At 72.5% G+C, this 23,889-nt stretch carries 24 protein-coding genes; 18 read left to right on the top strand and 6 right to left on the bottom strand.

What is annotated here, in order from left to right; genetic code table 11:
* Nucleotides 1-8: 8 nt before the first annotated feature.
* The 8 genes from OZ948_05090 to OZ948_05055 all read left to right on the top strand — a co-directional run bounded on the left by OZ948_05090 (nt 9) and on the right by OZ948_05055 (nt 10,674).
* Complete coding sequence (locus tag OZ948_05090; protein MEB2344094.1) at nt 9-2,507, top strand: DNA translocase FtsK 4TM domain-containing protein; 2,499 nt, start codon at nt 9-11, stop codon at nt 2,505-2,507.
* A 62-nt stretch (nt 2,508-2,569) separates the two neighbouring features.
* Nucleotides 2,570-3,262 (top strand): outer membrane lipoprotein carrier protein LolA, encoded by a 693-nt coding sequence (locus OZ948_05085; protein MEB2344093.1) that lies wholly within the window; start codon nt 2,570-2,572, stop codon nt 3,260-3,262.
* A gap of 837 nt (nt 3,263-4,099) precedes the next feature.
* On the top strand, nt 4,100-5,875 hold the full coding sequence (gene arc, locus OZ948_05080) for a proteasome ATPase (GenBank protein MEB2344092.1): 1,776 nt from the start codon (nt 4,100-4,102) through the stop codon (nt 5,873-5,875).
* A 41-nt stretch (nt 5,876-5,916) separates the two neighbouring features.
* Nucleotides 5,917-7,401, top strand: coding sequence for a depupylase/deamidase Dop (gene dop, locus OZ948_05075; GenBank protein MEB2344091.1), 1,485 nt, complete (start codon nt 5,917-5,919; stop codon nt 7,399-7,401).
* A gap of 88 nt (nt 7,402-7,489) precedes the next feature.
* Entirely contained in the window at nt 7,490-7,711 is a 222-nt protein-coding gene (locus OZ948_05070) for a ubiquitin-like protein Pup (GenBank protein MEB2344090.1), read from the top strand.
* Nucleotides 7,712-7,742: 31 nt separating this feature from the next.
* Nucleotides 7,743-8,543, top strand: coding sequence for a proteasome subunit beta (gene prcB, locus OZ948_05065; GenBank protein ID MEB2344089.1), 801 nt, complete (start codon nt 7,743-7,745; stop codon nt 8,541-8,543).
* A 6-nt stretch (nt 8,544-8,549) separates the two neighbouring features.
* Nucleotides 8,550-9,245, top strand: coding sequence for a proteasome subunit alpha (prcA, locus tag OZ948_05060; protein ID MEB2344088.1), 696 nt, complete (start codon nt 8,550-8,552; stop codon nt 9,243-9,245).
* A gap of 22 nt (nt 9,246-9,267) precedes the next feature.
* Nucleotides 9,268-10,674 (top strand): proteasome accessory factor PafA2 family protein, encoded by a 1,407-nt coding sequence (locus OZ948_05055; GenBank protein MEB2344087.1) that lies wholly within the window; start codon nt 9,268-9,270, stop codon nt 10,672-10,674.
* 33 nt (nt 10,675-10,707) lie between these two features.
* Here OZ948_05055 and gnd read toward each other — a convergent pair whose 3' ends face one another.
* Nucleotides 10,708-11,718 (bottom strand): decarboxylating 6-phosphogluconate dehydrogenase, encoded by a 1,011-nt coding sequence (gene gnd, locus OZ948_05050; GenBank protein MEB2344086.1) that lies wholly within the window; start codon nt 11,716-11,718, stop codon nt 10,708-10,710.
* Between the two features lie 113 nt (nt 11,719-11,831).
* Between gnd and OZ948_05045 the strand changes: the two genes are divergently transcribed.
* The 10 genes from OZ948_05045 to aqpZ all read left to right on the top strand — a co-directional run bounded on the left by OZ948_05045 (nt 11,832) and on the right by aqpZ (nt 20,800).
* On the top strand, nt 11,832-12,242 hold the full coding sequence (locus OZ948_05045; protein MEB2344085.1) for a hypothetical protein: 411 nt from the start codon (nt 11,832-11,834) through the stop codon (nt 12,240-12,242).
* Nucleotides 12,243-12,355: 113 nt separating this feature from the next.
* The gene (locus tag OZ948_05040; GenBank protein ID MEB2344084.1) at nt 12,356-13,390 is read left to right on the top strand and encodes a rod shape-determining protein; all 1,035 of its coding nucleotides are present in this window, start codon (nt 12,356-12,358) and stop codon (nt 13,388-13,390) included.
* A 270-nt stretch (nt 13,391-13,660) separates the two neighbouring features.
* Nucleotides 13,661-14,407: a hypothetical protein gene (locus tag OZ948_05035; protein MEB2344083.1), complete on the top strand. Its 747-nt coding sequence runs from the start codon at nt 13,661-13,663 to the stop codon at nt 14,405-14,407.
* On the top strand, nt 14,404-15,384 hold the full coding sequence (locus OZ948_05030; GenBank protein MEB2344082.1) for a hypothetical protein: 981 nt from the start codon (nt 14,404-14,406) through the stop codon (nt 15,382-15,384). Before OZ948_05035 ends, OZ948_05030 begins: the two co-directional genes overlap by 4 nt.
* Before the next feature lie 2 nt (nt 15,385-15,386).
* A complete protein-coding gene (locus tag OZ948_05025; protein ID MEB2344081.1) occupies nt 15,387-16,583 on the top strand; it encodes a hypothetical protein in 1,197 nt (398 codons plus the stop codon).
* 59 nt (nt 16,584-16,642) lie between these two features.
* Complete coding sequence (locus OZ948_05020) at nt 16,643-17,506, top strand: DUF2092 domain-containing protein (GenBank protein MEB2344080.1); 864 nt, start codon at nt 16,643-16,645, stop codon at nt 17,504-17,506.
* A complete protein-coding gene (locus tag OZ948_05015) occupies nt 17,503-18,456 on the top strand; it encodes a hypothetical protein (protein ID MEB2344079.1) in 954 nt (317 codons plus the stop codon). Before OZ948_05020 ends, OZ948_05015 begins: the two co-directional genes overlap by 4 nt.
* A gap of 202 nt (nt 18,457-18,658) precedes the next feature.
* The gene (locus OZ948_05010; GenBank protein ID MEB2344078.1) at nt 18,659-19,081 is read left to right on the top strand and encodes a hypothetical protein; all 423 of its coding nucleotides are present in this window, start codon (nt 18,659-18,661) and stop codon (nt 19,079-19,081) included.
* 3 nt (nt 19,082-19,084) lie between these two features.
* Nucleotides 19,085-19,954 carry a hypothetical protein gene (locus OZ948_05005; GenBank protein ID MEB2344077.1) on the top strand — a complete coding sequence of 290 codons (870 nt, stop codon included), beginning with the start codon at nt 19,085-19,087 and terminating at the stop codon, nt 19,952-19,954.
* Nucleotides 19,955-20,086: 132 nt separating this feature from the next.
* Nucleotides 20,087-20,800: an aquaporin Z gene (gene aqpZ / locus OZ948_05000; GenBank protein MEB2344076.1), complete on the top strand. Its 714-nt coding sequence runs from the start codon at nt 20,087-20,089 to the stop codon at nt 20,798-20,800.
* A gap of 84 nt (nt 20,801-20,884) precedes the next feature.
* On the opposite strand, the gene OZ948_04995 is transcribed toward aqpZ, so the two are convergent.
* From OZ948_04995 to ruvX, 5 genes are all read right to left on the bottom strand, one after another.
* Nucleotides 20,885-21,091: a hypothetical protein gene (locus tag OZ948_04995; GenBank protein ID MEB2344075.1), complete on the bottom strand. Its 207-nt coding sequence runs from the start codon at nt 21,089-21,091 to the stop codon at nt 20,885-20,887.
* The gene (locus OZ948_04990; GenBank protein MEB2344074.1) at nt 21,088-21,630 is read right to left on the bottom strand and encodes a hypothetical protein; all 543 of its coding nucleotides are present in this window, start codon (nt 21,628-21,630) and stop codon (nt 21,088-21,090) included. The genes OZ948_04995 and OZ948_04990 overlap by 4 nt, the downstream gene beginning before the upstream one ends.
* Before the next feature lie 113 nt (nt 21,631-21,743).
* Nucleotides 21,744-22,379, bottom strand: a complete 636-nt coding sequence (locus OZ948_04985) for an SCP2 sterol-binding domain-containing protein (protein ID MEB2344073.1) — start codon at nt 22,377-22,379, stop codon at nt 21,744-21,746.
* Nucleotides 22,376-23,419, bottom strand: a complete 1,044-nt coding sequence (gene mltG / locus OZ948_04980) for an endolytic transglycosylase MltG (GenBank protein ID MEB2344072.1) — start codon at nt 23,417-23,419, stop codon at nt 22,376-22,378. Before mltG ends, OZ948_04985 begins: the two co-directional genes overlap by 4 nt.
* Nucleotides 23,416-23,850: a Holliday junction resolvase RuvX gene (ruvX, locus tag OZ948_04975; GenBank protein ID MEB2344071.1), complete on the bottom strand. Its 435-nt coding sequence runs from the start codon at nt 23,848-23,850 to the stop codon at nt 23,416-23,418. Before ruvX ends, mltG begins: the two co-directional genes overlap by 4 nt.
* Nucleotides 23,851-23,889: the final 39 nt, after the last annotated feature.

Genomic DNA, 23,889 nt, shown 5'->3' with positions numbered 1-23,889 from the left:
GGACGTCCATGGCTCGATCCGCGGCGCGTCGCCGCCGCGCCTCCGGGCGCGGTGCGGGCTCCGGCTTCGGAGGCCCGGGTCGGAGTGCCGGCCGCTGGGCCGCCGAGTCGGCCGGACTGCTCCTGATCGCGCTCTCGGCCGTCGCAGCGCTCGCGCTCGCGACCTACACCCCGAGCGATCCCCTCTTCCGCCTGACCGAGGTCGCCAATGGCGCCGGCGCCGTCGGCGCCACGCTCGCGGGGCTCTTGCGCAGCGCGGCGGGCTGGGGCTCGGCGGTGCTCGTCGGGGCCGCGATCGTGGTCGGCGGCCGGCTCGTGCTCGGGCGCGGCGCCCCCGGGCCCCGCTTCTGGCTGGGCGCCTGCTCGCTGCTCGTGGCGCTCGCGGCGCTGCCGCCGCTGCTCGCCGCCGCCGGCATCCGCGCGATCGACCCCGGCAGCGGAGGCCTCGTCGGCGTCTGGCTGGCCTCGGGCGAGCGGATCCTGCTCAGCCTCGGGGGCGCGCTGCTCGTGAACCTGCTGCTCGGGATCGGCGGTGCGCTCTCGATCGCCGGCATCCCGCTCGGGAGTGCCCTGCGCGCGTCGCTCGCCGCGTCCGCGCGCCTCACCGCAGCGCTCGCGGCGGCGGCGCGCGTCGTGGCACGCCTCCTGGGAGGACTCGGCCAGGCGGTCGCGCGCGGCGTCGCACGGGCAGTGGCGGCCGCCGCCGCCGCCACCCGCACAGCCGCGGCGCAGGCGCACGCCGCCTGGGCGCGCGCCTGGCAGGCCTTCGGTGTGCGGCGCGCGCGCCTGGCTCGGCGCGCGCAGTTCGCGCCGCCCGCCGGCTCCGATCGCGACCCCCTCGAAGCGCTCGCCCCGGAGGCGCCTGCGCCACCCGCGGAGCCCGCCCGCGCGGAGGCGGCCGCCGCAGCGCCCGCGCGATCCTCCCGCCGCGGCGGCCACGAGGAGCCGCACATCGTCGATCATCGCGCCGAGCGCAAGCCGCGCGATCCGGCCCAGGAGGCGTTCGTCTTCAGCGAGCACACGCCGCAGGGGCCCTACCAGTTCCCCGAGGTCTCGATCTTCCAGCGCGCACCCGAGGTGGGGCGCCGCTACGACCGCGAGAGCCTGATCATGAACTCGCGGATCCTCGAGAAGAAGCTCGCCGACTTCGGCGTCGCCGGCCGCGTCGTCACCGTGCACCCCGGCCCGGTGATCACGATGTACGAGTTCGAACCCGGCGCCGGCGTCAAGGTCAACCGCATCACGAACCTGGCCGACGACCTGGCGCTGGCGCTGCGGGCACTGTCGGTACGCATCATCGCGCCCCTGCCCGGGAAGTCCGTGGTCGGCATCGAGATCCCGAACCCGGAACGCGACGTCGTGTACATCCGCGACCTCCTCGAGTCGGAGACCTTCCGCAAGAGCAAGTCGAAGCTCACGCTCGCGCTCGGCAAGGACATCTTCGGCAACCCCGTCGAAGGCGACCTCGCGCGCATGCCGCACCTGCTGGTGGCGGGCGCCACCGGCACCGGCAAGAGCGTGTTCCTGAACGCGCTGCTCTGCTCGATCCTGTTCCGCGCCTCGCCCGCGGAGCTCAAGCTCCTGCTGATCGACCCGAAGATCCTCGAGCTCTCGATCTACGAGGGCATTCCGCACCTGATCGCCGACGTCGTGACCAACCCCAAGCGGGCCGCGGCGGCGCTGGCCGGCATCGTCCACAAGATGGAGGAGCGCTACCGGGCGATGGCGGCGCTCGGCGTGCGCAACATCGAGCAGTTCAACGCGCGCGTGGACGAGCTCCTGGCCGACGGGCAGACCCTGCTGCGGCTCAAGGCGCGGCCGGGCGAGGAGCAGGGGCAGGAGGTCCCGCTCGAGCGGATCCCGTACATCGTGGTCGTGATCGACGAGCTGGCCGATCTCATGGTGGTGTCGGCCCGCGACGTCGAGGAGGCGCTGCAGCGCCTGGCGCAGATGGCCCGCGCCGCCGGCATCCACCTCGTGCTCGCGACGCAGCGGCCGAGCGTCGACGTGCTGACCGGCGTCATCAAGGCGAACTTCCCGTCGCGGATCGCCTTCCAGGTGGCGTCGCGGATCGACTCGCGCACGATCATGGACCAGAACGGGGCCGAGCACCTGCTCGGCCAGGGCGACATGCTCTTCCTCCCGCCGGGCACCTCGAAGCTCCAGCGCATGCACGGCGCCTACGTCTCCGAGAAGGAGGTGGCGGAGCTGGTGGCGTTCCTGCGCAAGCAGGGCGCGCCGCAGTTCGACGAGACGCTGCTGCGGGCCAAGCAGGAGAGCGACGAGAAGGAGGAGCGCGGCGAGGACGGCGACGACCTGTACGACCGCGCGGTCGCGATCGTGGCGGAGACGCGCAACGCCTCGATCTCGTACGTCCAGCGCCGCCTCAAGGTCGGCTACAACCGCGCCGCGCGCATGATCGAGCAGATGGAGGCCGAGGGCGTCGTCGGACCCCAGATCGGGACCAAGGCGCGCGAGGTCTTCGTCCGGCCGATCGAGGCCGAGTGAGCGCGCGGGGCCGTCGCGGCGCCGCGGCCGAATCGGCCCCGGCGCCGCGCGTCGAAGCAGCCATGACCCGCGCGATCCCGGCACGCGCGGCGCTGCTGGCCGCCGCCCTGCTCCTGCCTCTCGCAGCGGTCGCGGTCGAGACCGGCGAGGGCGAAGGTGCGTGCGCGGCAGCCGTCGCCGAGCGCGTCCAGCACCGCTACGACGCCGTACGCGACCTGCGCGCCCACTTCACGCAACGCACGGCCAGCGTCGCCCTCGGCAGCGCGCCCGGCGCGGTGCTCGAGTCGAGCGGCGAGGTGGTCTTCGCGAAGCCCGGGCGCATGCGCTGGTCGTACCGTGAGCCCGCGCCGAGCCTGGTCGTGAGCGACGGCCAGACGCTCTGGATCCACGACCCGGAGGCCCGGGAGGTCCAGGTGCTGCCGCTCGGGCCCGGGTTCCTGTCGGGCGCCGCCCTCCAGTTCCTGCTCGGCGGCGGCCGGCTCGGCGACGAGTTCACGATCGCGGCGCGCGGCTGCGGCCGACCCGAGGTCGAGCTGCTGCTGACCCCCCGACGGGACGCGACCTATGAACGTCTCGAGCTCCGTGCCGACGCGAAGAGCGGCGACGTCCGCTCGACGGTCGTCCTCGACCTGCTCGGCAACCGGACCGAGATCGAGTTGAGCGACGTGCGAGCCAACACAGGGCCCCGGGACGGGCTCTTCCACTTCGAGCCACCGGAGGGCACGCGCGTGATCACGGTGCCGCCCGCGCGATGAGGGCCGGGGGTCGCAGCGTCGCCTCCTGCGGCACAGCGTTGCCCAGGGCCCGGCCGGTGCCGCACGCCGCTGCGGGCCCCGGGCGGCGCTGGAGGGCCGACGGAGGCGTCAAGAAAACGGCTCTCGCGGCGGCAGCTTCGCATCAGGCATTGGCAGGGGACCGGCAACGGACAACGGCGGCGGACGCACCGGAGCGGCTCCCTGACGAACCCTGTCGCCCCGTGGGGTGTCGACTCGCTCTGCGGCGGCTTCACGAATCTGCGCTCGTGCGTCCCATTCGGGGCTCGCGGTCACCGACACGGGTGTCGGGCCTGCGCGACCAAGGCCGCGCGACGCGCCGGTCGCCGGTTGAAAGGCAAGGGTCCTCTGATATGCTGCCCAGCCTGAACTGTCTCGTAATTTCAAGGGGTTTCGAGTTCTCGGCGATCTACGAACGACGCTGCCCTCCGGCAGCTGGGGCCGCAGCGACCGGCCGCTCCCGACGCCGTCGCGGCGGGCTCGTGCGAGCCGCAGCGCGGGTGTGGGCGGCGAAGCTGGATCGCGTCCGGAACGGTCGTGCCCCGGAATCGGGGGCTGCTTCCGACCCGACGCCGGGCGGTGGCGCCCGCGGCGCCAACCCCACGCCTGCCATCGCGCGGGGGTGCGCAGATCGGCGCGCCACGGCGCGACGGCCGCTCGGGTTCCGCGCCGGCCCCGACCGGCCGGCCGCGGCACGCGCCTTGCACCGCTCCGGGAGCAGGGGGCCGATCGAGTGGAGCCTCTGAACGAGGAGAGCGTGCGATGAGCGAGTTCGACGACGCCGGCAGCTCGGGACGCAAGGGATTCGTGCGCGACGTCATGCGGCGCATCTCCGCTTCGGGGCCGCGGCCGGACGACGAGCCCGGGCGCGGTGCGCCTCCCGCCGACCCCGTCGACGAGCTGCAGGACGCACTGCGCTTCTTCGGGGCGGAGTCGACCGAGTTCCGCCGCCGGCTCGAGCGCGTGCTCGCCGAGCACGAGGCCGCCCGCCGGCGCTACCAGCTCGTCCGCCAGCAGCTCGGCGACGCCGAGCGCCAGAACGAGAAGCTCGTCCACACGCTCCAGGAAGCGAAGCAGCAGATCGAGCTGCTCAAGGAGGAGGTGGACAAGCTGTGCGCGCCGCCCAACGGCTATGGCGTCTTCACCCGCGCGAACAAGGACGGGACCGCCGAGATCGTGGTCGACGGCCGCCCGCTGCGCGTGAACGTGCACCCGAAGGTGGACCCGCACCAGTTCGAGGAAGGCCAGCTCGTCCTGCTCAACGAGGCCATGAACGTGATCGAGCCGTCGGGCTGGGTGCAGCGCGGCGAGATCGCCTCGGTGATCGAGCTGCTCGGTGACGGGCGCGCCATCGTGCTCGGCCACACCGACGACGAGCGCGTGGTCACGCTCTCCTCGGCGCTGCGTGCGGAGAACCTCAAGGCGGGCGATCACGTGATGATCGACCCGCGCACCCAGTACGCCTACGAGAAGATGCCGAAGTCCGCCGTCGAGGAGGTGATGCTCGAGGAGGTGCCGGACGTCACCTACGAGCGCATCGGCGGCCTCGACGAGCAGATCGAGGTGCTGCGCGACGCGATCGAGCTGCCGTACCTGCACCCGGAGGTGTTCGCCGACCACCAGCTCTCGCCGCCCAAGGGCATCCTGCTCTACGGCCCGCCGGGTTGCGGCAAGACGCTGATCGCGAAGGCGGTGGCCAACAGCCTCGCCAAGAGCGTCGAGAAGCGGACCGGCCGCGCGACTCCCGCCTACTTCCTGAACGTGAAGGGGCCCGAGCTCCTGAACAAGTACGTGGGCGAGACCGAGCACAAGATCCGCGAGGTGTTCCGCAAGGCGCGCGAGAAGGCCAGCGAGGACGTGCCCGTCGTGATCTTCTTCGACGAGATGGACTCGCTGTTCCGGATGCGCGGCTCGGGCATCAGCTCGGACATGGAGGCGACGGTCGTCGCGCAGTTCCTGTCGGAGATCGACGGCGTCGAGGCGCTCAAGAACGTGATCGTGATCGGCGCCAGCAACCGCCAGGACCTGATCGACCCGGCCGTGCTGCGGCCCGGGCGCCTCGACCTCAAGGTCAAGGTGAACCGTCCGGACGCCAAGGCGGCCTTCGACATCTTCACCAAGTACCTGCGGGCCGAGCTGCCCTTCCACCGCGGGAGCGAGGAGCGCTACGGCAGCGACGCGGCGAAGATCGTCGACGGCCTGATCCGCGATACGATCGACAACATGTACGCGACCACCGAGGACAACAAGTTCCTCGAGGTCACCTACGCGAAGGGCGAGCGCGAGATCTTCTACTTCAAGGACTTCGCGAGCGGCGCGATGATCCAGAACATCGTCGACCGCGCCAAGAAGAAGGCCGTGAAGCGCCTGATCGAGCAGAACGAGCGCGGCATCAAGCTGGACGACCTGATCGACGCGGTGCGCGACGAGTTCAAGGAGAACGAGGACCTCCCGAACACCACCAACCCGGACGACTGGGCGCGCATCTCCGGCCGCAAGGGAGAACGGATCATCAACGTCCGGACGCTCATCACCGGGATCAATCGCAACGAAGGACGCTCGGTCGAGGACATCCGATCGGGGCAGTACCTCTAGCCCGCGCGGACGCGGCGCGGGTTCGAGGGACCGGGGAGACGATGGCGATTCCCAAGGTGATGGGGACCGAGATCGAGTACGGCATCACCGTCAAGAACGACCGTGATTTCGACCCCATCTCGAGTTGCGTGCTCCTCGTGAACTCGTATCGAGAGGATTCGACGGCGAAGATCCTCTGGGACTACGACCAGGAGAACCCGCTGGCCGACGCCCGCGGCTTCCAGGTCGAGGGCGAGAAGTACACCCCGAACCAGCAGGAGAACATCGCCCGCAACAAGACGCTGGCGAACGGGGCGCGCTACTACGTCGACCACGCCCACCCCGAATACTCGTGCCCCGAGGTGACCAACGCCCGCGATCTCGTGATCTTCGAGAAGGCAGGCGAGCGGATCGTCGAGCAGTCGCGCCGCGAGGCCAACCGGGTGCTGCCGCCGGGCACCCAGATGCTGATCTACAAGAACAACAGCGACCGCAAGGGCAACAGCTACGGCTCGCACGAGAACTACTTGATGGACCGCCGCACGTCCTTCAAGCAGATCGTCGAGCACCTGATGCCGTTCTTCGTCTCGCGCCAGGTCTACAGCGGCGCGGGCAAGGTCGGCTCCGAGAACCGTGCCCACCCCTGCGACTACCAGCTCTCGCAGCGCGCGGACTTCTTCGAGACCGAGGTGGCGCTCGACACGATGGTGAAGCGCCCGATCATCAACACGCGCGACGAGCCCCACGCGGACCGGGAGAAGTACCGGCGCCTGCACGTGATCGTGGGCGACGCCAACATGGCCGAGCCCTCGATCTACCTGCGCAACGGCGCCACCGCGCTGGTCCTCGCGATGATCGAGGACGGCGCCGTCGACCGCGACCTCTCGCTGCGCGACCCGGTGAAGGCCATCAAGGAGGTCTCCCACGACGTCACGTGCCGGCGCGAGATCGAGCTCCAGAGCGGCCGCCGCATGAACGCCGTGCAGCTCCAGGGGGAGTACCTGGAGATGGCGCAGCGCTACGTGGTCGGCCGCGAGACCGACCCCGGCGCAAAGGAGGTGCTCGCGTACTGGGAGCGGGTGCTGGCCGCGCTCGCCCGCGATCCGATGGAGCTGGCGGACCAGCTCGACTGGGTGGCGAAGAAGGCACTGGTCGAAGGCTTCATGGCCCGCAAGGGCGCCGACTGGAGCTCGCCGCAGGTCCACATGCTGGACCTCCAGTACCACGACCTGCGACCCGACAAGGGCCTGTACTATCTTCTCGAGCGCCAGGGCAAGATCCAGCGGGTGGTGACGGACGAGGAGATCGAGCGGGCCGTGCACCACCCTCCGGAGGACACCCGGGCGTACTTCCGCGGGAGCTGCCTGCGCCGCTACGGCGCCGAGGTGTTCGGCGTGAACTGGGACTCGATCTCGTTCGGCATCGGCGACGAGCCGATCAAGCGCGTGTTGATGGCCGAGCCGCTGAAGGGCTCGAAGCGCCACGTGGACGACCTGTTCCGGTCGTCGCCGAGCGCCGCCGAGCTCGTGAAGAATCTGAAGAGCTGAGCGCCGCCGCCCGGGCGGCGGCCTCGGCCTGGAGAACGCGATGAAGATCCTCGAGACCTCCCTCCCGCAGCGCGAGGATTCGCGGCGCCTGCGCTTCGTCTCGGCGGCCGAGTCCCAGCAGCAGCAGAAGAAGGGCGGCGGTGACGGCGGCGGCGAGGACAAGGGCGCGGGCAAGGGCGGCCAGAAGCTCGCCAAGAAGGGCGAGGAGCTGAAGGAGGAGATGGACGCCCTGATCGACGAGATCGACGAGGTCCTCGAGGAGAACGCCGAGGAGTTCGTCAAGAACTACGTACAGCGCGGCGGCCAGTAACGGAATCGCACGCGCCGCGGAGGCACGGGGGGTGCTCATCCGAGGCAGGTACCAGGGCTCGAGCTTCTTCGAGCTGCTCGAGACCGAACATCCGGAGCTGCGGCCTGCGCCGCGCCTGGCCGGCAGCGATGCCGGCGCCGCGCTCGCGTCGGTGCCGCACGGTACGACGGTGCTCGCCTTCCGCTTCGCGGACGGCGTCGTCGTGGCGGGCGACCGGCTCGCGACCGAGGGGCACCGCGTCGCGGCGCGCGACCTGCAGAAGGTCTTCCCGACCGACTCGCACTCGCTCATCGCGATCGCCGGCGCCGCCGGGCCCGCGATCGAGATGGCGCGCATGCTGCGCATCGAGCTCGAGCACTACGAGAAGATCGAGGGCGAGCCGCTCGAGCTCGAGGGCAAGGCGAACAAGCTCTCCCAGATGGTGCGCGCGAACCTCCCGGCGGCGATGCAGGGCCTGGTGGTGGTGCCGCTCTTCGCCGGCTACGACCCGCGCCGCCGGATCGGCCGCCTGTGGAAGTACGACGTGACCGGCGGGCGCTACGAGGAGACCGAGTACGACGCCTCCGGCTCGGGCGGGCTCTACGCGCGCGAGTCGGTGAAGAAGGCCTGGCAGCCCGGCCTCGCGCGCGAGGAGGCGCTGCGCATCGCGGTCCAGGCGCTCGCCGACGCCGCCGACGAGGATCGCGCCACCGGCGGCGTCGACCTCGGCCGCGGGATCTTCCCGCTGGTGTGCCTGTGCACGGCGACGGGCGTCGAGGAAGTGGGACGCGAGACGATCGAGCGCGTCTATCGCGAGCAGGTGGTGGTGGCGCGCACCCGGGCGGGAGCCTAGCCAGCGATGTCGATGCCCTTCTACGTCTCCCCCGAACAGCTCATGCAGGACAAGGCCGAGTATGCCCGCAAGGGCATCGCTCGCGGCAAGTCCATCGTCGCCCTCGAGTACGACAAGGGCATCGTGCTGGTCGCCGAGAACCCGTCGCGGCTGTCGAAGATCGGCGAGATCTACGACCGGATCGCCTTCGCCGGCGTCGGCAAGTTCAGCGAGTTCGACCAGCTCCGGAAGATCGGCGTGCGCTTCGCCGACGTGCGCGGCTACGCCTACAGCCGCGAGGACGTGCGTGGCAAGGCGCTCGCCAACGCCTACTCCCAGGCGATCGGCGACGTCTTCACGCGCGAGCTCAAGCCGCTCGAGGTGGAGGTGATCGTGGCCGAGGTCGGCGATCCGCGCCTCGCCGGCCACGAAGAGAGCCTGATGTTCCGCGTGACCTTCGACGGGAGCATCTCCGATCATCGCGGCTACACGACGATCGGCGGCGGCGTCGACGCGCTCGAGACCTACCTCCGCGATCGTTACAAATCCGGTCTGCCCCTCGGGGATGCGGTGCGGATGGGCCGCGATGCGCTGGTGGCCGCGTCCAACGGCTCGGCGCCGATCGCGCCCGAGCGCCTCGAGGTCTGCACGCTCGATCGCGAGCGCGTGGGCCGCAAGTTCCGCCGCGCCGGCGCCGAAGAGTTGAGAGCTATTCTCGGCTAGGAGCGCGAACCGAGGGCCCGTCGTGCAGAAGCGGATCTACGGCGTCGAGACCGAGTACGGGATCATCTTCACGCCCGAGGGGCGGAAGACCCTGCCGGTCGAGAAGGCGATCCGCTTCCTGTTCGAGAAGCTGATCACGACCGAGCACTTCCTGAACGTCTTCCTCGAGAACGGCGCCCGCTTCTACCAGGACACCGGCTGCCATCCCGAGTACGCGACCCCCGAGTGCGCCTCGCCGCGCCAGCTGATCGTCTACGACAAGGCCGGCGAGCGGATCCTCGAGGAGCTCGAGGACTACGCGGAGGAGAAGATCCGCGAGGAGCGGATCGCCGGGAAGCTCTCGATCTTCAAGAACAACACCGATTTCGTCGGGAACAGCTACGGCTGCCACGAGAACTACCTCGTGGACCGCGACGTGGACTTCTACTACCTGGCCGAACAGCTGATCCCGTTCCTCGTGACGCGCCAGATCTACACCGGCGCGGGCAAGGTCTTCCAGACCCAGGACGGCGTGCACTACTGCATCAGCCAGCGCGCCCAGCACATCTACCAGAAGATCTCGGGCACCACGACCAACGACCGCTCGATCATCAACACCCGTGACGAGCCCCACGCCGACCGCGAGAGGTACCGGCGCCTGCACGTGATCGTGGGCGACTCGAACATGAGCGAGTACACGAACTTCGTGAAGATCGGCGCCTGCGCCGTGGTCCTGCAGATGATCGAGGACAACTTCATCAACAAGGACTTCACGCTCCGCAATCCTGTCAAGGCGATCAAGGACATCTCCTACGACACCACCTGCAAGCGCAAGCTGCGCCTCGACAACGGCCGCGAGTACTCGCCGATCGAGATCCAGCGCGAGTACTGCGAGATGGCTTGGCGCTATCTCGAGCAGTATCCGGTGTCGGACGAGCTCCAGGACGCGGTCCACAAGTGGCAGCACGTGCTCGACTGCCTCGACAGCGACCCCGACAAGCTCGGGCGCGAGGTGGACTGGGTGATCAAGCGCCAGATGATCGAGTCGTATCTGGCGAGCAAGGGCACGAGCTGGAACGACCCGCGCGTGTTCATGCTCGACCTCCAGTACCACGACATCCGGATCGGCAGGGGCCTCTACTACCTGCTCGAGCGCAAGGGCGCCGTCGAGCGGATCCTGAGCGACGACGAGGTGATCAAGGCCAAGACCGAGCCGCCGCCGGACACGCGCGCCAAGATGCGCGGCGAGTTCATCAAGCTGGCCCGGCAGAACGCGATCCAGTACGACCTCGACTGGTCGAACATCCGCCTCGGCAACCTGCTCAACGTGCGGGTGATCTGCAACAACCCCTTCGAGACCGACACCGAGAAGGTGGCCGAGCTGGTGCGCACGATCCAGAAGACCAACCTGCGCAAGACCAGCCTCTCGAAGCTCGTCATCCAGTCGTAGCGGCCGGTCCGCGCCGGCCACGGCGCGAGCGCCTCAGGTCTTCTCGACGTGCCCGCCGAACTGGAAGCGCAGCGCCGAGAGCAGCTGGTCGGCGAACGCGGCCTCGCCGCGCGACGCGAAGCGCTGGAACAGCGCCGCCGCGAGCACCGGCGCCGGCGTGCCCTGGTCGATCGCCGCGTCGATCGTCCAGCGCCCCTCACCGGAGTCCGCGACGCGCCCCGAGAAGCCCTCGAGCCCCGGCTGCTCGTGGAGCGCCTTCGCGGCGAGGTCGAGCAGCCAGGATCCGACGACGCTGCCGCGCCGCCACAGCTCGGCGATCGCCGCGAGGTCGAGGTCGTAGCGATAGTGCTCGGGGTGGGCGAGCGGCGTGGTCTCGGCGTCGTGCGGGCGGTCGTCGCGGCCGACGCCGGCGTGGCGCAGGACGTTGAAGCCTTCGGCATACGCCGCCATCAGCCCGTACTCGATCCCGTTGTGGACCATCTTCACGAAGTGGCCGGCACCGGCGGGGCCGCAGTGGAGCCAGCCTTCCTCGGCCGGCACCGGCGGCCCGGCGCGCCCGGCCGTGCGCGGGGCCGCCGCGACCCCGGGCGCGAGCGCGCGGAACACCGGCGCGAGGCGCTGCACCGCGGTGTCGTCTCCTCCCACCATCAGGCAGTAGCCGCGCTCGAGCCCCCAGACGCCGCCGCTCGTGCCGACGTCGAGGTAGTGGACGCCGCGGGCGGCGAGCGCGGCGGCCCGCCGCAGGTCGTCGGTCCAGCGCGAGTTGCCGCCGTCCACGACCGCGTCGCCGGCGCCGAGGTGGGGCGCCAGCGCGTCGAGGCTCCGGTCGACCACGCCGGCCGGCACCATGAGCCAGACGGCCCGCGGCGGTGTCAGGCGTGCCGCGAGGGCCGCGAGCGAGTCCGCGCCGATCGCGCCCTCCCGGCCGAGCGCGGCCACCGCCGCCGGATCGAGATCGTGGACCACGCACTGGTGCCCCGCCCGGAGCAGCCGCCGGACCATGTTCGCGCCCATCCGCCCGAGACCGATCATGCCGAGCTGCACCGGGTTCCTCCTTCACGGCCCGCCCCGGCTGGAGCGTGCCCCAGCCGCTGGCCGCCGGCCGCCGGGAGCGCGCCGGGCCTGGCAGCCGGCCGCCATCCGCTAGGCTCGCTGCCATGCCCGCCTCGACTCCGCCGTCGCGGCCCCGGCTCGTCCGGCCCGACGAAGGGTCGCCGCCGTCGCCCGGCGCGGCCCCGGCTCCGGCGCGCTGGAGATGGCTCCTGCCCCTGGCCCTGCTGGCCGCGTTCGTGGCGGCCGCGGGCTGGGGAGCCGCGTCCCGCCGTGCCGCCGGCCTGGAGGCGCAGGTTCACGCGCTCTCCGCGGCCCTGGAGGCCGCCCGCGCGGAGATCACGGCCCGCCAGCATCATCTCGAAGCCCTGCGCGGCGCCGCCGCGGAGGTGGAGGCCCGGGTCGCGGCGCTGCGCCGCCTGGCCGAACAGGCCCCGACCGCGCCGGTCACGACGCCGGCGCCGGCCCCCGCCGCGGCACCGGTACCGGCCGCCGGTGCCGCGAGCGGCACCGAGTAGGCAGGTCGGCGCCGGCGGGCCGCGAGCGCGCACCTCAACCTTCCCCGGCCCGTCGCCGAAGAGGATGGGGATCCCGCGCCGTCGGCCGGCGCGCTGGGGTGGAGACCGGACGCATGTTCAAGATCCTGGCGGGCACCTTCTCGAACGACCTCGCGATCGACCTCGGAACGGCCAACACGCTGGTCTACGCCCGTCACAAGGGGATGGTGTGCTCGGAGCCGAGCGTGGTGGCCGTGGCCAGCGACCCGAAGGGACACGGCGAGCGGGTCCTCGCGGTCGGCAGCGAGGCCAAGGCGATGCTCGGCCGCACGCCCGGCTCGATCCGCGCGGTTCGCCCGATCCAGGACGGTGTCATCGCGGACTTCGAGGTCACCGAGGCGATGCTCCGCTACTTCATCCACAAGGCGCACAACCGCAGCAAGCTCGTGCGGCCGCGGATCGTGATCTGCGTACCGCCGGCGATCACCAGCGTCGAGAAGCGCGCGGTGCGCGAGTCGGCGCTCTCGGCCGGCGCCCGTGAGGTCTTCTTGATGGAGGAGCCGATGGCGGCAGCCATCGGCGCCGGCCTCGACGTGACGGCCCCGACCGGCAACATGGTCGTCGACGTCGGCGGCGGCACGACGGACGTTGCCGTGATCTCGCTGTCGGGCATCGTGACCTCGTCGTCGATCCGCTGCGGGGGCGACAAGATGGACGAGGCGATCGTCCAGTACGTACGCCGCAAGTACAACGTGCTGATCGGTGAGCGCACGGCCGAGGACGTGAAGGTGCAGATCGGGACCGCCTCCCCGCACGGCAAGTCGCAGACCATGGAGATCAAGGGCCGCGACCTGGTGGCCGGCATCCCGAAGACCGTGATGGCGACCAGCGACGAGATCCACGAGGCGCTGGTCGAGCCGATCTCGTCGATCGTCGAGAGCGTGCACATCACGCTCGAGAAGACGCCGCCCGAGCTGGCCGCCGACATCGTCGACCGCGGCATCGTGCTGGTGGGCGGCGCCTCGCTGCTGCGCGACCTCGACGTGGTCCTGCGCGAGCGCACCGGCCTGCCGATCATCCGGGGGGACGACCCCTTCACGGCCGTCTGCTTCGGCGCCGGCAAGGCCCTCGACGACCTCGAGCTCCTGCGCCAGGTGAGCTTCGAGTAGGCCCGGCCTCCCCCGCCGCGAGCGGGCTCCCTCAGAACTCGATCAGGATCCGGTGGCCCCGGCTTCGGCAGGCTCCCGCCCGCCGGGCCCCCCCGCCTTGGGATGCGGCCGGCCCGGCTGGAGGCAGGGCCATGCGCAGCCTCTCCGAGGCGTCGACGGCGGGCGCTCCCCGGGCGCGGGCGGGTTCGTGCTAGAAAGCGAGAAGGATCGGGAGGGTCGCGCCTGAGGGCTCGTGCTCGACGCCCGTGCTGGCTCGCCGCGACCGCCGCGTTGCTGCTGGCCTGCGGCCCCTCGGAGGAGGAGGTCCGCTACCAGGCGCGCCGGGCGGAGCTCGAGCGTCGCGCGCGGGGCCTGCGCGAGCTGGTGGCCGACGCCGAGCAGGGCTCGCTGATCCCGACCGACCGCTTCTTCGTCGGTGTCGGCGAGACGCTCGTCCAGGATCTCTTCCGCTCCCAGCTCCCGCTCGAGCAGCCGCTCGAGGACCGCTTCGTGGTGCGCCTCGAGAGCGCCGCGATCGAGCTCGACGACAAGTACGGCGCCGTGCGCATCGAGGGCCGCATCCACCCCGTGCGCTTCCCGGCGCGCCAGGTGGCGTTGCGCATCGAAGGCGGCCTCGGCGAGGCGGCGATCGATCCCGCGACGGGGATCCTGCGCGTGCGCGTCGCGATCGACCACATCGACATCGCCGAGGCGGGCGGCCTCGAGAGGGTGCTGGGCCGCGGCGTGATCTCGTACCTCGGCGGCAAGGGGCGCGAGCTGCTCGAGGAGGCGATCCCGCCGATCGAGGTCCCGGTGACCCTGGAGCGCGCGGTGCCGGTTCCGGCGGTCGAGGAGGGCGGCGTGCGCTTCGCGGCGCTCGAGGTGCCGCTCGAGATCTCGGTGGAGCGCGTGCTGGCGGTCGGAGGCAAGCTCTGGGTGGTGTTCGCTGCGGGCGTAGGCCCCGTGAAGGGCGGCGAGCAGGGGCTCGGCGTCGAGCTCCACCGCCGGCCGGAGCCGGCCCCGGAGACCGCCCCGTGAGGCGGGCCGCTGCCGCGCTCGCCTGCGCGCTGCTCGCGGCGGGCGCCTGCTCGCGTACGCCCTCGGCCGCCGAGCGCGAGGCCTGGGCGGCCGAGCTCACGCGCCTCGAAGCCGAGGGGGCGGCCCTCGAGCAGCGCTTCCGCGCCCTGGTCGACGCCGATCCGCGTCGGGCCGGGGTCCCGGAGGGCGACGTCGTGATCGGGGTCCCCACGACCTTCCTGCGCGAGCTGATCGAGCGCGTCTTCAGCGACGTTGCGAGCCGCGTGAGCCTCACCCTGAGTGGGATCCGGGCGCACAAGGAGAAGATCCTGCGCAAGGGCTTCGTCGAGGTCGGCACGCTCGAGATCGACCTGCTGGTCGACGAGGTGCACGGCCGGCTCGCGCCCGGCCGCCCCGAGGTGCGCTTCGGCGGCAACGAGATCACGCTCACCCTGCCGGTGGAGGTCGTCGAGGGCGCGGGCGACGCCACCGTGCACCTGCGCTGGCGAGGCGGGCGCCTCGCGAAGCCGGTGTGCGGCGATCTCGACGTGACCGAGCCGGTCTCGGGCAGCGTGGAGCCGGACCGCTACGTGCTCTCGGGCACGCTCGCCCTCGAGGCCCAGGGCGGCGAGGTCGTCGGCACACCGCGCTTCCCCGAGACCAAGGTGAGGCTGCGCGTGATCCCCTCCGCCGAGACCTGGCGGCGCGTGGACGCCCTGCTCGCGAGCAAGCAGGGCCTGTGCGGCTGGGTGCTCGAGCGGGTGGACGTGAAGGAGATCCTGGCCGAGCAGGCGCAGGAGAAGGGCTTCGGCGTGAAGCTTCCGCTGCACAAGATCGAGCCCTTCCGCTTCCCTGCGGGCCTCCGGGAGTCGGTGGACGTCCGGGGCCGCCCGCTCGCGCTCGACGTCCAGACGGGCGAGCTGCGCATCGACGAGCACGCCGTGTGGGCGGGCGCCCGCGTGCGCGTGGGCGGGTCCGCTCCGGGACCAGGAGGTTGACCATGGCCCGTCGCACGGACCCCACGCCCGCGTCCGACGACTCCGACGCGCTCGCGCTCTCGCTCGTGAGCGGCGACCTGGGCTTCCGCCTCCAGCGGGCGATCGGACTGATCCCGCGCGCCGGCCTCGGCGTCGGCCGGCGCGCGCTCGTTCTGGCCGCGCTCACCTGGCTGCCGATCGCCGCCTGGGCAACCTGGACGGGACGCGCCGCCGGTGGCGCCGGCGAGCCCCTCCTCCAGCACTTCGGCGTGTCGGTACGCTGCCTGGTCGCGATCCCCCTCTTCGTGCTCGCGGAGGCCATGGCACACACGACGACGCGCCGGATCTTCCCGTACTTCCTCCACTCCGGCCTCGTCCCCGAGCCCGACCACGGCCGCTTCGCCGAGACCCTGCACGGCGTCGCGCGCCTGCGCGATCGCGCGCAGCCCTGGCTCGTCCTCGCGGTGCTGGTGGCGGCGTGGACGCTGGCGGCGCCTACCCACGCCGGCGTGCACGAGCTGGTCTGGGCCGAGGAGGCGGGCTCGCACCGGCTCGGCTTCGGTGGCTTCTGGTTCGCGTACGTGGTCCGGCCGCTCTACCTGCTGCTGGCACTCGCCTGGCTCTGGCGCCTCTTCCTGCTCGCGATCGCCCTCACGCGTGTCGCGCGCCTCCCGCTCGCGATCGTACCCACCCATCCCGACCGTGCCGGCGGACTTGGCTTCCTCGGCACCCTGCCACGCAGCTTTGCGCTGGTCGTGCTCGGCGTGGCGTCGGTGGTGGCGGCACGCTGGGCGCACGAGGTCGTCTACCACGGCCTCGCGCTGGACGCGCTGCGGCTGCCGATGATCGGGTTCGTGGTCCTGATGCTCGTGCTGGTGCTGGCGCCGCTCCTCGCCTTCGCGCCTCGGCTCGCGGCTGCGCGGCGGGCGGCCCTGCTCGACTACGGCGCGCTCGTCGGCCGCCACGGCAGGCTCGTGCATCAGCGCTGGATCGAAGGCCGGCCGCTGGCGGACGATGCGCTGCTCGGCGCCCCCGAGCTCGGGCCGGTGGCCGACACGCTGGCGCTCCACGGCGCCGTCCGGGCGATGCGCCCGGTCCCCCTCGACCGGGGTGCCCTCCTGGCGATCGCGCTCCCGGCCGCCCTCCCGATGCTGGCGGTCGTGGCGATCCGGATCCCGATCCAGGACCTCCTGCGCGAGGTCCTGAAGGCGATGGCATGAGCAGGTCCCACTGGACGGCGGCCCGCCGTCCCGTAACGCTTCGCAGCGGAGGACGAGCGTTGTCGACACGATGGCGATCGGAGATCGGAGTCGCGGCAGCGGGCGGGCTGATGCTGGCCGCCCTCCTGGCCGGCGCGCCGGGGGCGCGCGGCCAGGAGCCGGCGCCTGCGCCGGCACCCGCGCCGGAGGCGGCGGCGGCCGAGCCGGAGGAGCCGCTCATCGACCCGGAGGCGGTCGAGCCGGTCCAGCGGATGGTGGCCACGCTCACGGGCGCGAAGCAGCTCTCGTTCACCGTCGAGCAGTCCTACGACGTGATCCAGGCCGACGGCGAGGCGATCGAGTTCGGCTCGCGCTCGGAGCAGACGATCCGCCGTCCCGACCGCATGCGCGTCGAGCGCTGGGACCGCACCGGCCGGCACCTGCAGGCCTTCTACGACGGCCGGGCGGTCACGGTCTACGACGACGGCCCGAACGTCTACGCGAGCGCCGAGCGCAGCGGTACGCTCGACCAGCTCACCGACTTCCTGCGTGACGACGTCGGCCTGCGCCTGCCGCTCGCAGACCTGTTCGGCGAGGACCTGGCCCAGGTGCTCGTCGACAACGTGATCGCCGCCCGCCACGTCGACGTGCAGACGGTCGAGGACCGTCCCTGCGACCACGTGGCGCTGCGCACCCGCGAAGGCGTCGGCATCCAGCTCTGGATCCGCCAGGGCGATCCGGCCGTCCCCGAGCGGATCGTCATCAACTTCGAGCTCGCGCGCGGCCGCCCGCAGTTCCGGGCCTCGTTCACCGACTGGAACCTCTCCCCGCGAACGCCCGACCGGCTCTTCGCCTTCGAGGCTCCCCGGGGAGCGACGCGCGTCCCGTTCGTGCTGCCGGAGCGAGGCGCGGCGGCCAGTGCGGCGCAGGAGGGCGGACAGTGAGCTTCCTCGAGCGACGGATCCTGATCCAGATCGGCGCCGTGGCGCTCGCGCTGCTGTTCGGCGCGGGCGAGGTGATGGCGCGCGGCGGAGGCCGCGGCGGCGGGGGCCGTGGCGGCGGCGGCGGCCGTGGGGGCGGTGGCCGCGCGCAGATGTCGGCGCCGCGCGCTGGTGGCGGCGGCGGCGGTCGCTCCCGTGGCGCCCCGAGCCGGCAGCAGATCTCGCGGCAGGGGCCGGCCTCGGGAGGCCTCGGCTCGGTGCGGCGGGCACAGTCCCGGCCGGCGTCGTCGGCCCGGCTCGGGGGAGGTGGCCAGCAGCGGCCCCGCCCGGGGCAGGGCGCTGGACAGCAGGGACGACCGCGCCCGGGCCAGGGCGGCGGCCAGCAGGCGGGGCTGCGGCCCGGGCAGGGCGGCGGCGCCACGCAGCGACCCGACCGCGGCGCCCAGCGCGGCGAGAGCCAGGCCAACCGCCAGCAGAGCGCGGCGGACCGCCAGGCGAACCGCGGCCAGGCCGTGAGCGATCGCCAGGCGAACCGCGACCAGGCCATGAGCGACCGGCAGGGGGACCGCGAGGACTGGCGGAACCAGAATCGCGAGGACTGGCAGAGCCACCGGAGCGACATGCAGGAGGACCGCCAGGACTTCTGGGACGACCGCCTGGACGAGGGCAACTGGAGCGAGGTGGACTGGAACGAGGTGGACTGGAACGAGGTCGACGTCTGGGACGACGACGACATCGAGTGGGGCAACGTGGCCGCGTGGAGCGCGATCACGATCGGCACCGCGCTCACGGTGGCGGCATTCACCGACATGAGCTCGCAGCCGGCCTGTGAGCTCTACCAGGTCTACGTCGACGACACCGAGTACTTCCGCTGCGGCGGGACGTGGTACATCAAGGCCTACTCCGGAGGGGACCTGCGCTACCTGGCGGTGAGCCCGCCACCCGGGTACTGAGAGCCTGTGAAGCAATCGGCTCGGTCGCATCGCTTGCGGCGGCAGGCCATCTGCTGCGTTGCCCCTCCTCGCCATATCTCGACATGACTCGTCGTCGCGCCTTGCATCTGGCCTACCGGCGACGGCGCGCTGCTCGGTCGCCGATTCCTTCACAGGCTCTGAGCGCCGCCCGCAGCCGACGCTCGAAAGGATCGCCGGCATCGTGAGCTGGCTCGTCCGCCTGCCGGCGGCGCTGCTCGTCGTGGTGGCGCTGCACCAGATCTGGCTCGCGCGCACGGCGCAGCTCGACGCCTGGTCGGGCGGCGGCTTCGGGATGTTCTCGACCACCGACGCCTGGGGGCGCCGCCACCTGCACGCCTGGGCGTTGTGGGAGGGGGCACGCCGCGCGCTCGACGTGCCCGAGGAGCTGCGCACCGCGGAGCGGCACGCGCTGGCCCTGCCCGACGAGCGGCGCCTGCGGGCGCTCGCGCTCGCGCTCGCGGCCTACGAGGCCGGCGCCGAGCCCGAGGCGGGACCGCCCGAGGCGATCGAGATCCAGGTCTTCGCGACCCGGTACGACCCGGAGACCCTCGGACCCTCGAGCGAGCTCCTGGCCTCGCTCTCGGTCCCGCTCGAGGAGCGCTGAGGCGTGTCGCTCACAGGCGCCGCGCGCGATCTGCTCGGGATGGACCGCAGCGACCTGGCGCTGCGGCTCCTGCTGGTGGCGCTGCTCCTGGCACCGGTCGGCGACCGCTGGCTGCGCCCGCTGCTCGTGGGCCTGGCGGCGCTCGGGCTCCTGGCGCCGGGCGCCCTGCGCAGCACCGGCCTGTGGCTCGCGCTGGCCGCGCTGGCGGGGCTGCGCGTCGTCCTGGACTGGCCGATGTCGGACAACCACGCCTACCTGCTCGCCTACTGGTGCCTGGCGGCGGCGCTCGCGACGGGCTCCTCCGATCGCGGCCGCGCGCTGGCCTGGAACGGCCGCTGGCTGATCGGCCTCACCTTCGCCTTCGCGACGCTCTGGAAGGTCGCCCTGTCCCCCGACTTCCTCGACGGCCGCTTCTTCCGGGTGACGCTGCTCGACGACGATCGGATGGAGGCGTTCACGCGGCTCGCGGGCGGCCTCGACGACGAGACCTTCTGGAGCCTGCGCGAGCTGGTGCGCGAGCACGGCGACGGCGTGTTCGTGCCCTGGGCGGTGATGCCCGAGGAGACGGAGCCCTTCCGGGCGCTCGCCGCCGTGCTCACCGGGGCGACCCTCGTGCTCGAGGGCGCGCTCGCCGCCGTGTTCCTGCTGCCGCGGCCGGCGCTCCTCGTGCCGCTGCGCCATGCGCTGCTGCTCCTGTTCTGCGCCGGCACCTACGTGCTCGCGCCGGTCGCAGGCTTCGGCTGGCTCCTGCTCTCGATGGGCGTCGCGCAGAGCGATCCCGCGTGGCGGCGCCTGCGCCTCGCCTACCTCGCGGTCTTCGGGTTCGTACTGCTGGTGACGCGCTGGCCCTGGCTGCGGCTCCTGGCGGGCTGACGCCTCGAGGGCTCTGCAAGCGCGAGGGGAGATGCCCTCGCGATGGACGGGCGGACTGCCTTCCAGCTTCCCATCCCACGCGAGGGCTGGCAGAATCGGCCCTACACGATGTTGTAGAGGAGGACCGGGGTCATGGGCAACAAGATCGCGGCGGAGTTCCTGGGCACCTTCTGGCTGGTCTTCGGAGGCTGCGGCAGCGCCGTGGTGTCGGCGGCGTTCCCCGAGCTCGGGATCGGCTTCCTCGGCGTGGCGCTCGCCTTCGGCCTCACGGTCCTGACGATGGCCTACGCGATCGGCCACGTGTCGGGCTGTCACCTGAACCCGGCCGTGTCGGTGGGGCTCGCGGCCGGCGGGCGCTTCCCCGGCTCCGAGCTGCCCGGCTACGTGGTCGCCCAGGTGCTCGGTGCGATCGCGGCGTCGGCGGTCCTCTACCTGATCGCGAGCGGCAAGGAGGGCTTCGACCTCGCCGCCGGCTTCGCCTCCAATGGCTACGGCGAGCACTCGCCGGGCGGCTACCCGCTGCTCTCGGCCTTCGTCGCCGAGCTCGTGCTCACCTTCTTCTTCCTGCTGATCATCCTCGGCTCGACGCACGGGCGGGCGCCGGCCGGCTTCGCCCCGATCGCGATCGGTTTCGGCCTCACGCTGATCCACCTGATCTCGATCCCGATCACCAACACCTCGGTGAACCCGGCGCGCAGCACGGGCCCGGCGCTCTTCGTCGGAGGCTGGGCGCTCGGGCAGCTCTGGCTGTTCTGGGTGGCGCCGATCGTGGGCGCCGCGCTGGCGGGCGTGGTGTCGCGCGCGGTGATCGGCGAGCACGAGCCGCCGGTGACGGGCCGGCCCTGAGCGGCTCTCCCGTCCCCGGAAGCCGCCGACGTCCGGCCCTGGCGTCGGGCCGCCGGTGCGGCGCCGGTCTTCCGGGACGGGGCACTAGATCCGGAAGTCGTCGCCGTGCCAGGGCCGGCGGTCCACCGGCGGATCCCCGAAGAGCGAGCGGAGCTGGTCGATCCAGTCGAGGATCTCCTCGATCCCGAGCGGGTGCGCGCGCTCCCAGGCGCGGACGGCCCGCCGCGAGGCCTCGAAGCCCTCGCGCGCGCTCGCCGGCAGGATGGCGCCGTCCGGAGCGGGACGCCTCATCGCTTCCATCGCTCGACCATCGCGAGCCGGGCGTCGAGGTCGCCCTCGCGATCGAAGCTCCAGAAGTACTCGCGCACCCGGTTCCCGTCGACCTTCGCGTGACGCAGCAGCTGCTCGATGTCGGCCAGGTCCCGGCGCCCGCGCGTCGGATCGTTCGCGTAGGCCTGCACCTTCAGGCCGATCAGGTCCGAGGCGTCCGCGACCCGCAGCGTCGCGCCGAGCACCTCGATCGGAGCCGCGCGGGCGAGGATGGCCCGCCCCTGCGGCCGGCGCGCGAAGAGGACGTCGACGCGACCGCGGGCGGGATCGGCCGAGACGTAGTTCCCGACGTCGGCACTCCGGTGGAGCGGCTCGAAGCCATGCGCCGCCAGCACACGATCGACGTCGGCAGCGTGATCGCCGTCGACGACGAGATCGAGGCCGTTGGTCGCACGCCCGGCGCCGTGTGCCGCCAGCGCGAGACCGCCGATCAGGGCGTGCGCGATCCCCTCGGCGTCGAGGGTGGCGTGGAGTGCAAGGAGGACGGAGCGCAGGTCCATGCAGGCCATTCGCGGCTTCACCCACGGGACCGCGGGCGAGGTGTCGACAGGGTGGCGGAGCGCTGCGCACGCGTCGAGCGGGCTCGGCGACCCGCAGGCCGGCCGCTGCGCGCTCAGTCCGGCGAGAGCACCGCGAGCGCGAGCTGCATCGCGAGCTGCATGTCGCCCTCGATCTGGATCTTGCCGGCCAGGAAGGCGTCCTGCGGCTGGAGCGCGCCGCTGCGCAGCTCGCGGTAGGCCTGCGCGTCGACCCGGATCGTCGTGGCCGGCGGCGCGTCCTCGGCCGGCGGGGCGGCGCCGAGGTGGGCCACGAGCCGGAAGCCGCCCTCGCCGGTCAGCTCGAAGAGCAGTGCGCCCTTCACGGCCCCGATCGCCTCGACACGACTTCGCGTCAGCTTGATCGGCGCGCCCATGCCGGAGACGCCGCCTAGGAAGCCGAGCACGTTGTCGCCGGCCTCGCGCCAGAGCGGCTCGAAGTCGGCGCGGTCGAGCACGATCGAGAGGAAGGGCGGGTGCGCGGGCGTGGCGCCGGCGGCGGCCCGGCCCTCCGCGAAGTTCACGTACCAGGTGCCGCCGCCCGTGCCGCGCACGTCGAAGCGCAGCGTCGCCGCGACGGCGCGCATGCCCTCGAGCGCGCGCTGGGCGGCCGCGGCGGCGTCCTGCTGCTCGGCGAGCTGGCGGTTCATCTGGGCGGGGAAGCGCTCGGCGAAGAAGCTCTCGGGCGCGGGCGGCGTCTGCGGCTGGCTCATGGGCGGCGGCGGCTCCTCTGGAAGCGGTTCACGTTCTGGACGTGCTCGGCGAAGCTCGACGCGAAGACGTGCGAGCCGTCGTTGCGCGAGACGAAGAACAGGTAGTCGGTCTCGGCGGGCTCCACCACCGCGCGCAGCGAGGCTTCGCCCGGGCTCGCGATCGGTGTCGGCGGAAGCCCCGCGATCCGGTAGGTGTTCCAGGCGTTGGCCTCGTCCTCGAGGTGGCTCCGCTTCAGGTTGCCGTCGAAGTCCGGGATCCCGTAGATGGTGGTCGGGTCCGACTCGAGGCGCATCCCGCGCGCGAGCCGGTTCAGGAACACCGACGCCACGAGCGGCCGCTCGCCACCGGCGCCCGTCTCCTTCTCGACGATCGACGCCAGCGTCACCACCTCGCGCATCGACAGGCCGCGGGCGCGCGCCTGGGGCTCGATCTCGCGCCACACGCGCAGGAACTGGTCGACCAGCACCTTGGCGACCTGGCGCGCCGGGAGCCCGTGCGGCAGGTGGTAGGTCTCGGGGAACAGGTAGCCCTCGAGCGTCGGGCCCTCGACGCCGAACGCGGCGGCCGCCGCCGGGTCGCGCACCACTGCCAGGAAGGCGGCCGCGGGAGCGAGCCCCGCCTGCTCGACGCGCAGCGCGATCCCGCCCGCGTCGATGCCCTCGGGCAGCGTGAGCGGATAGGTGACGACGCGGCCCTCGACCATCTGCTCGAGCACGCGCGCCGTGCCCCAGCCGGGCGAGAGCTCGTACTCGCCGGCGTGGAGCCGACCGGCGCTGCCCTGCCAGCGCGCGAGCCCACGCAGGGCGAGCGCGCTGCGGATCACGCCGCGCGCCTCGAGCTGCTCGGCGACGCTGCGGAGCGTCGCTCCCGGGGGCACGTCGAAGCGGACCGGCGGCGCGGCTGCGGCCGCCGGGCCGAGCGCGTGGATCACGGCCCAGATCCCGCTCGCCGCCACGACCGCGCCCAGCACGAGCAGGGCGCCGAAGGCGCGCAGCAGGAGCCGTCCACTCCGGCGCGTCACGGCGGGCGGCGCGCTCACCGCGCCTCCCCCTCGCGGCGGCGTCGCTCGAGGTAGCTCGAGAGCAGCAAGGTCGCCGCGATCGCATCCACCTCGCCACGGCCGCGCCGCTGGGCGACGCGCCGGCCGGTCTCCTGGAGCGCGCGCTCGGCGGCGACCGACGTCCAGCGCTCGTCGAGCAGCTCGACCGGGATCGCGGCCGCTGCGGACAGCTCGCGCGCGAAGACCTCGGCGGCCTCCGCCTCCGGCCCGCGCCGCCCGTCCATGTGGAGCGGGAGCCCGACCACGGCCCCTCCGATCCCACGCTCGCGCACGAGCGCGCACAACGCGGCAAGATCGCGCCGCCTCCCCTTCCGCTCCATGAAACCCGCGGGGAACGCGATCCTGGCCTCCTCGTCCGAGACGGCGAGCCCGATCCGCTTCCCGCCGAGGTCGAGGCCGAGGAGTCGCATGCCGGGCGAAGCTAGCAATCGGCCCTGGCTCGGCCGGCG

This window comes from Deltaproteobacteria bacterium (assembly GCA_035063765.1).
Taxonomy (GTDB): Bacteria; Myxococcota_A; UBA9160; order UBA9160; family PR03; genus CAADGG01.
This window is presented reverse-complemented; position numbering and strand designations above follow the sequence as displayed.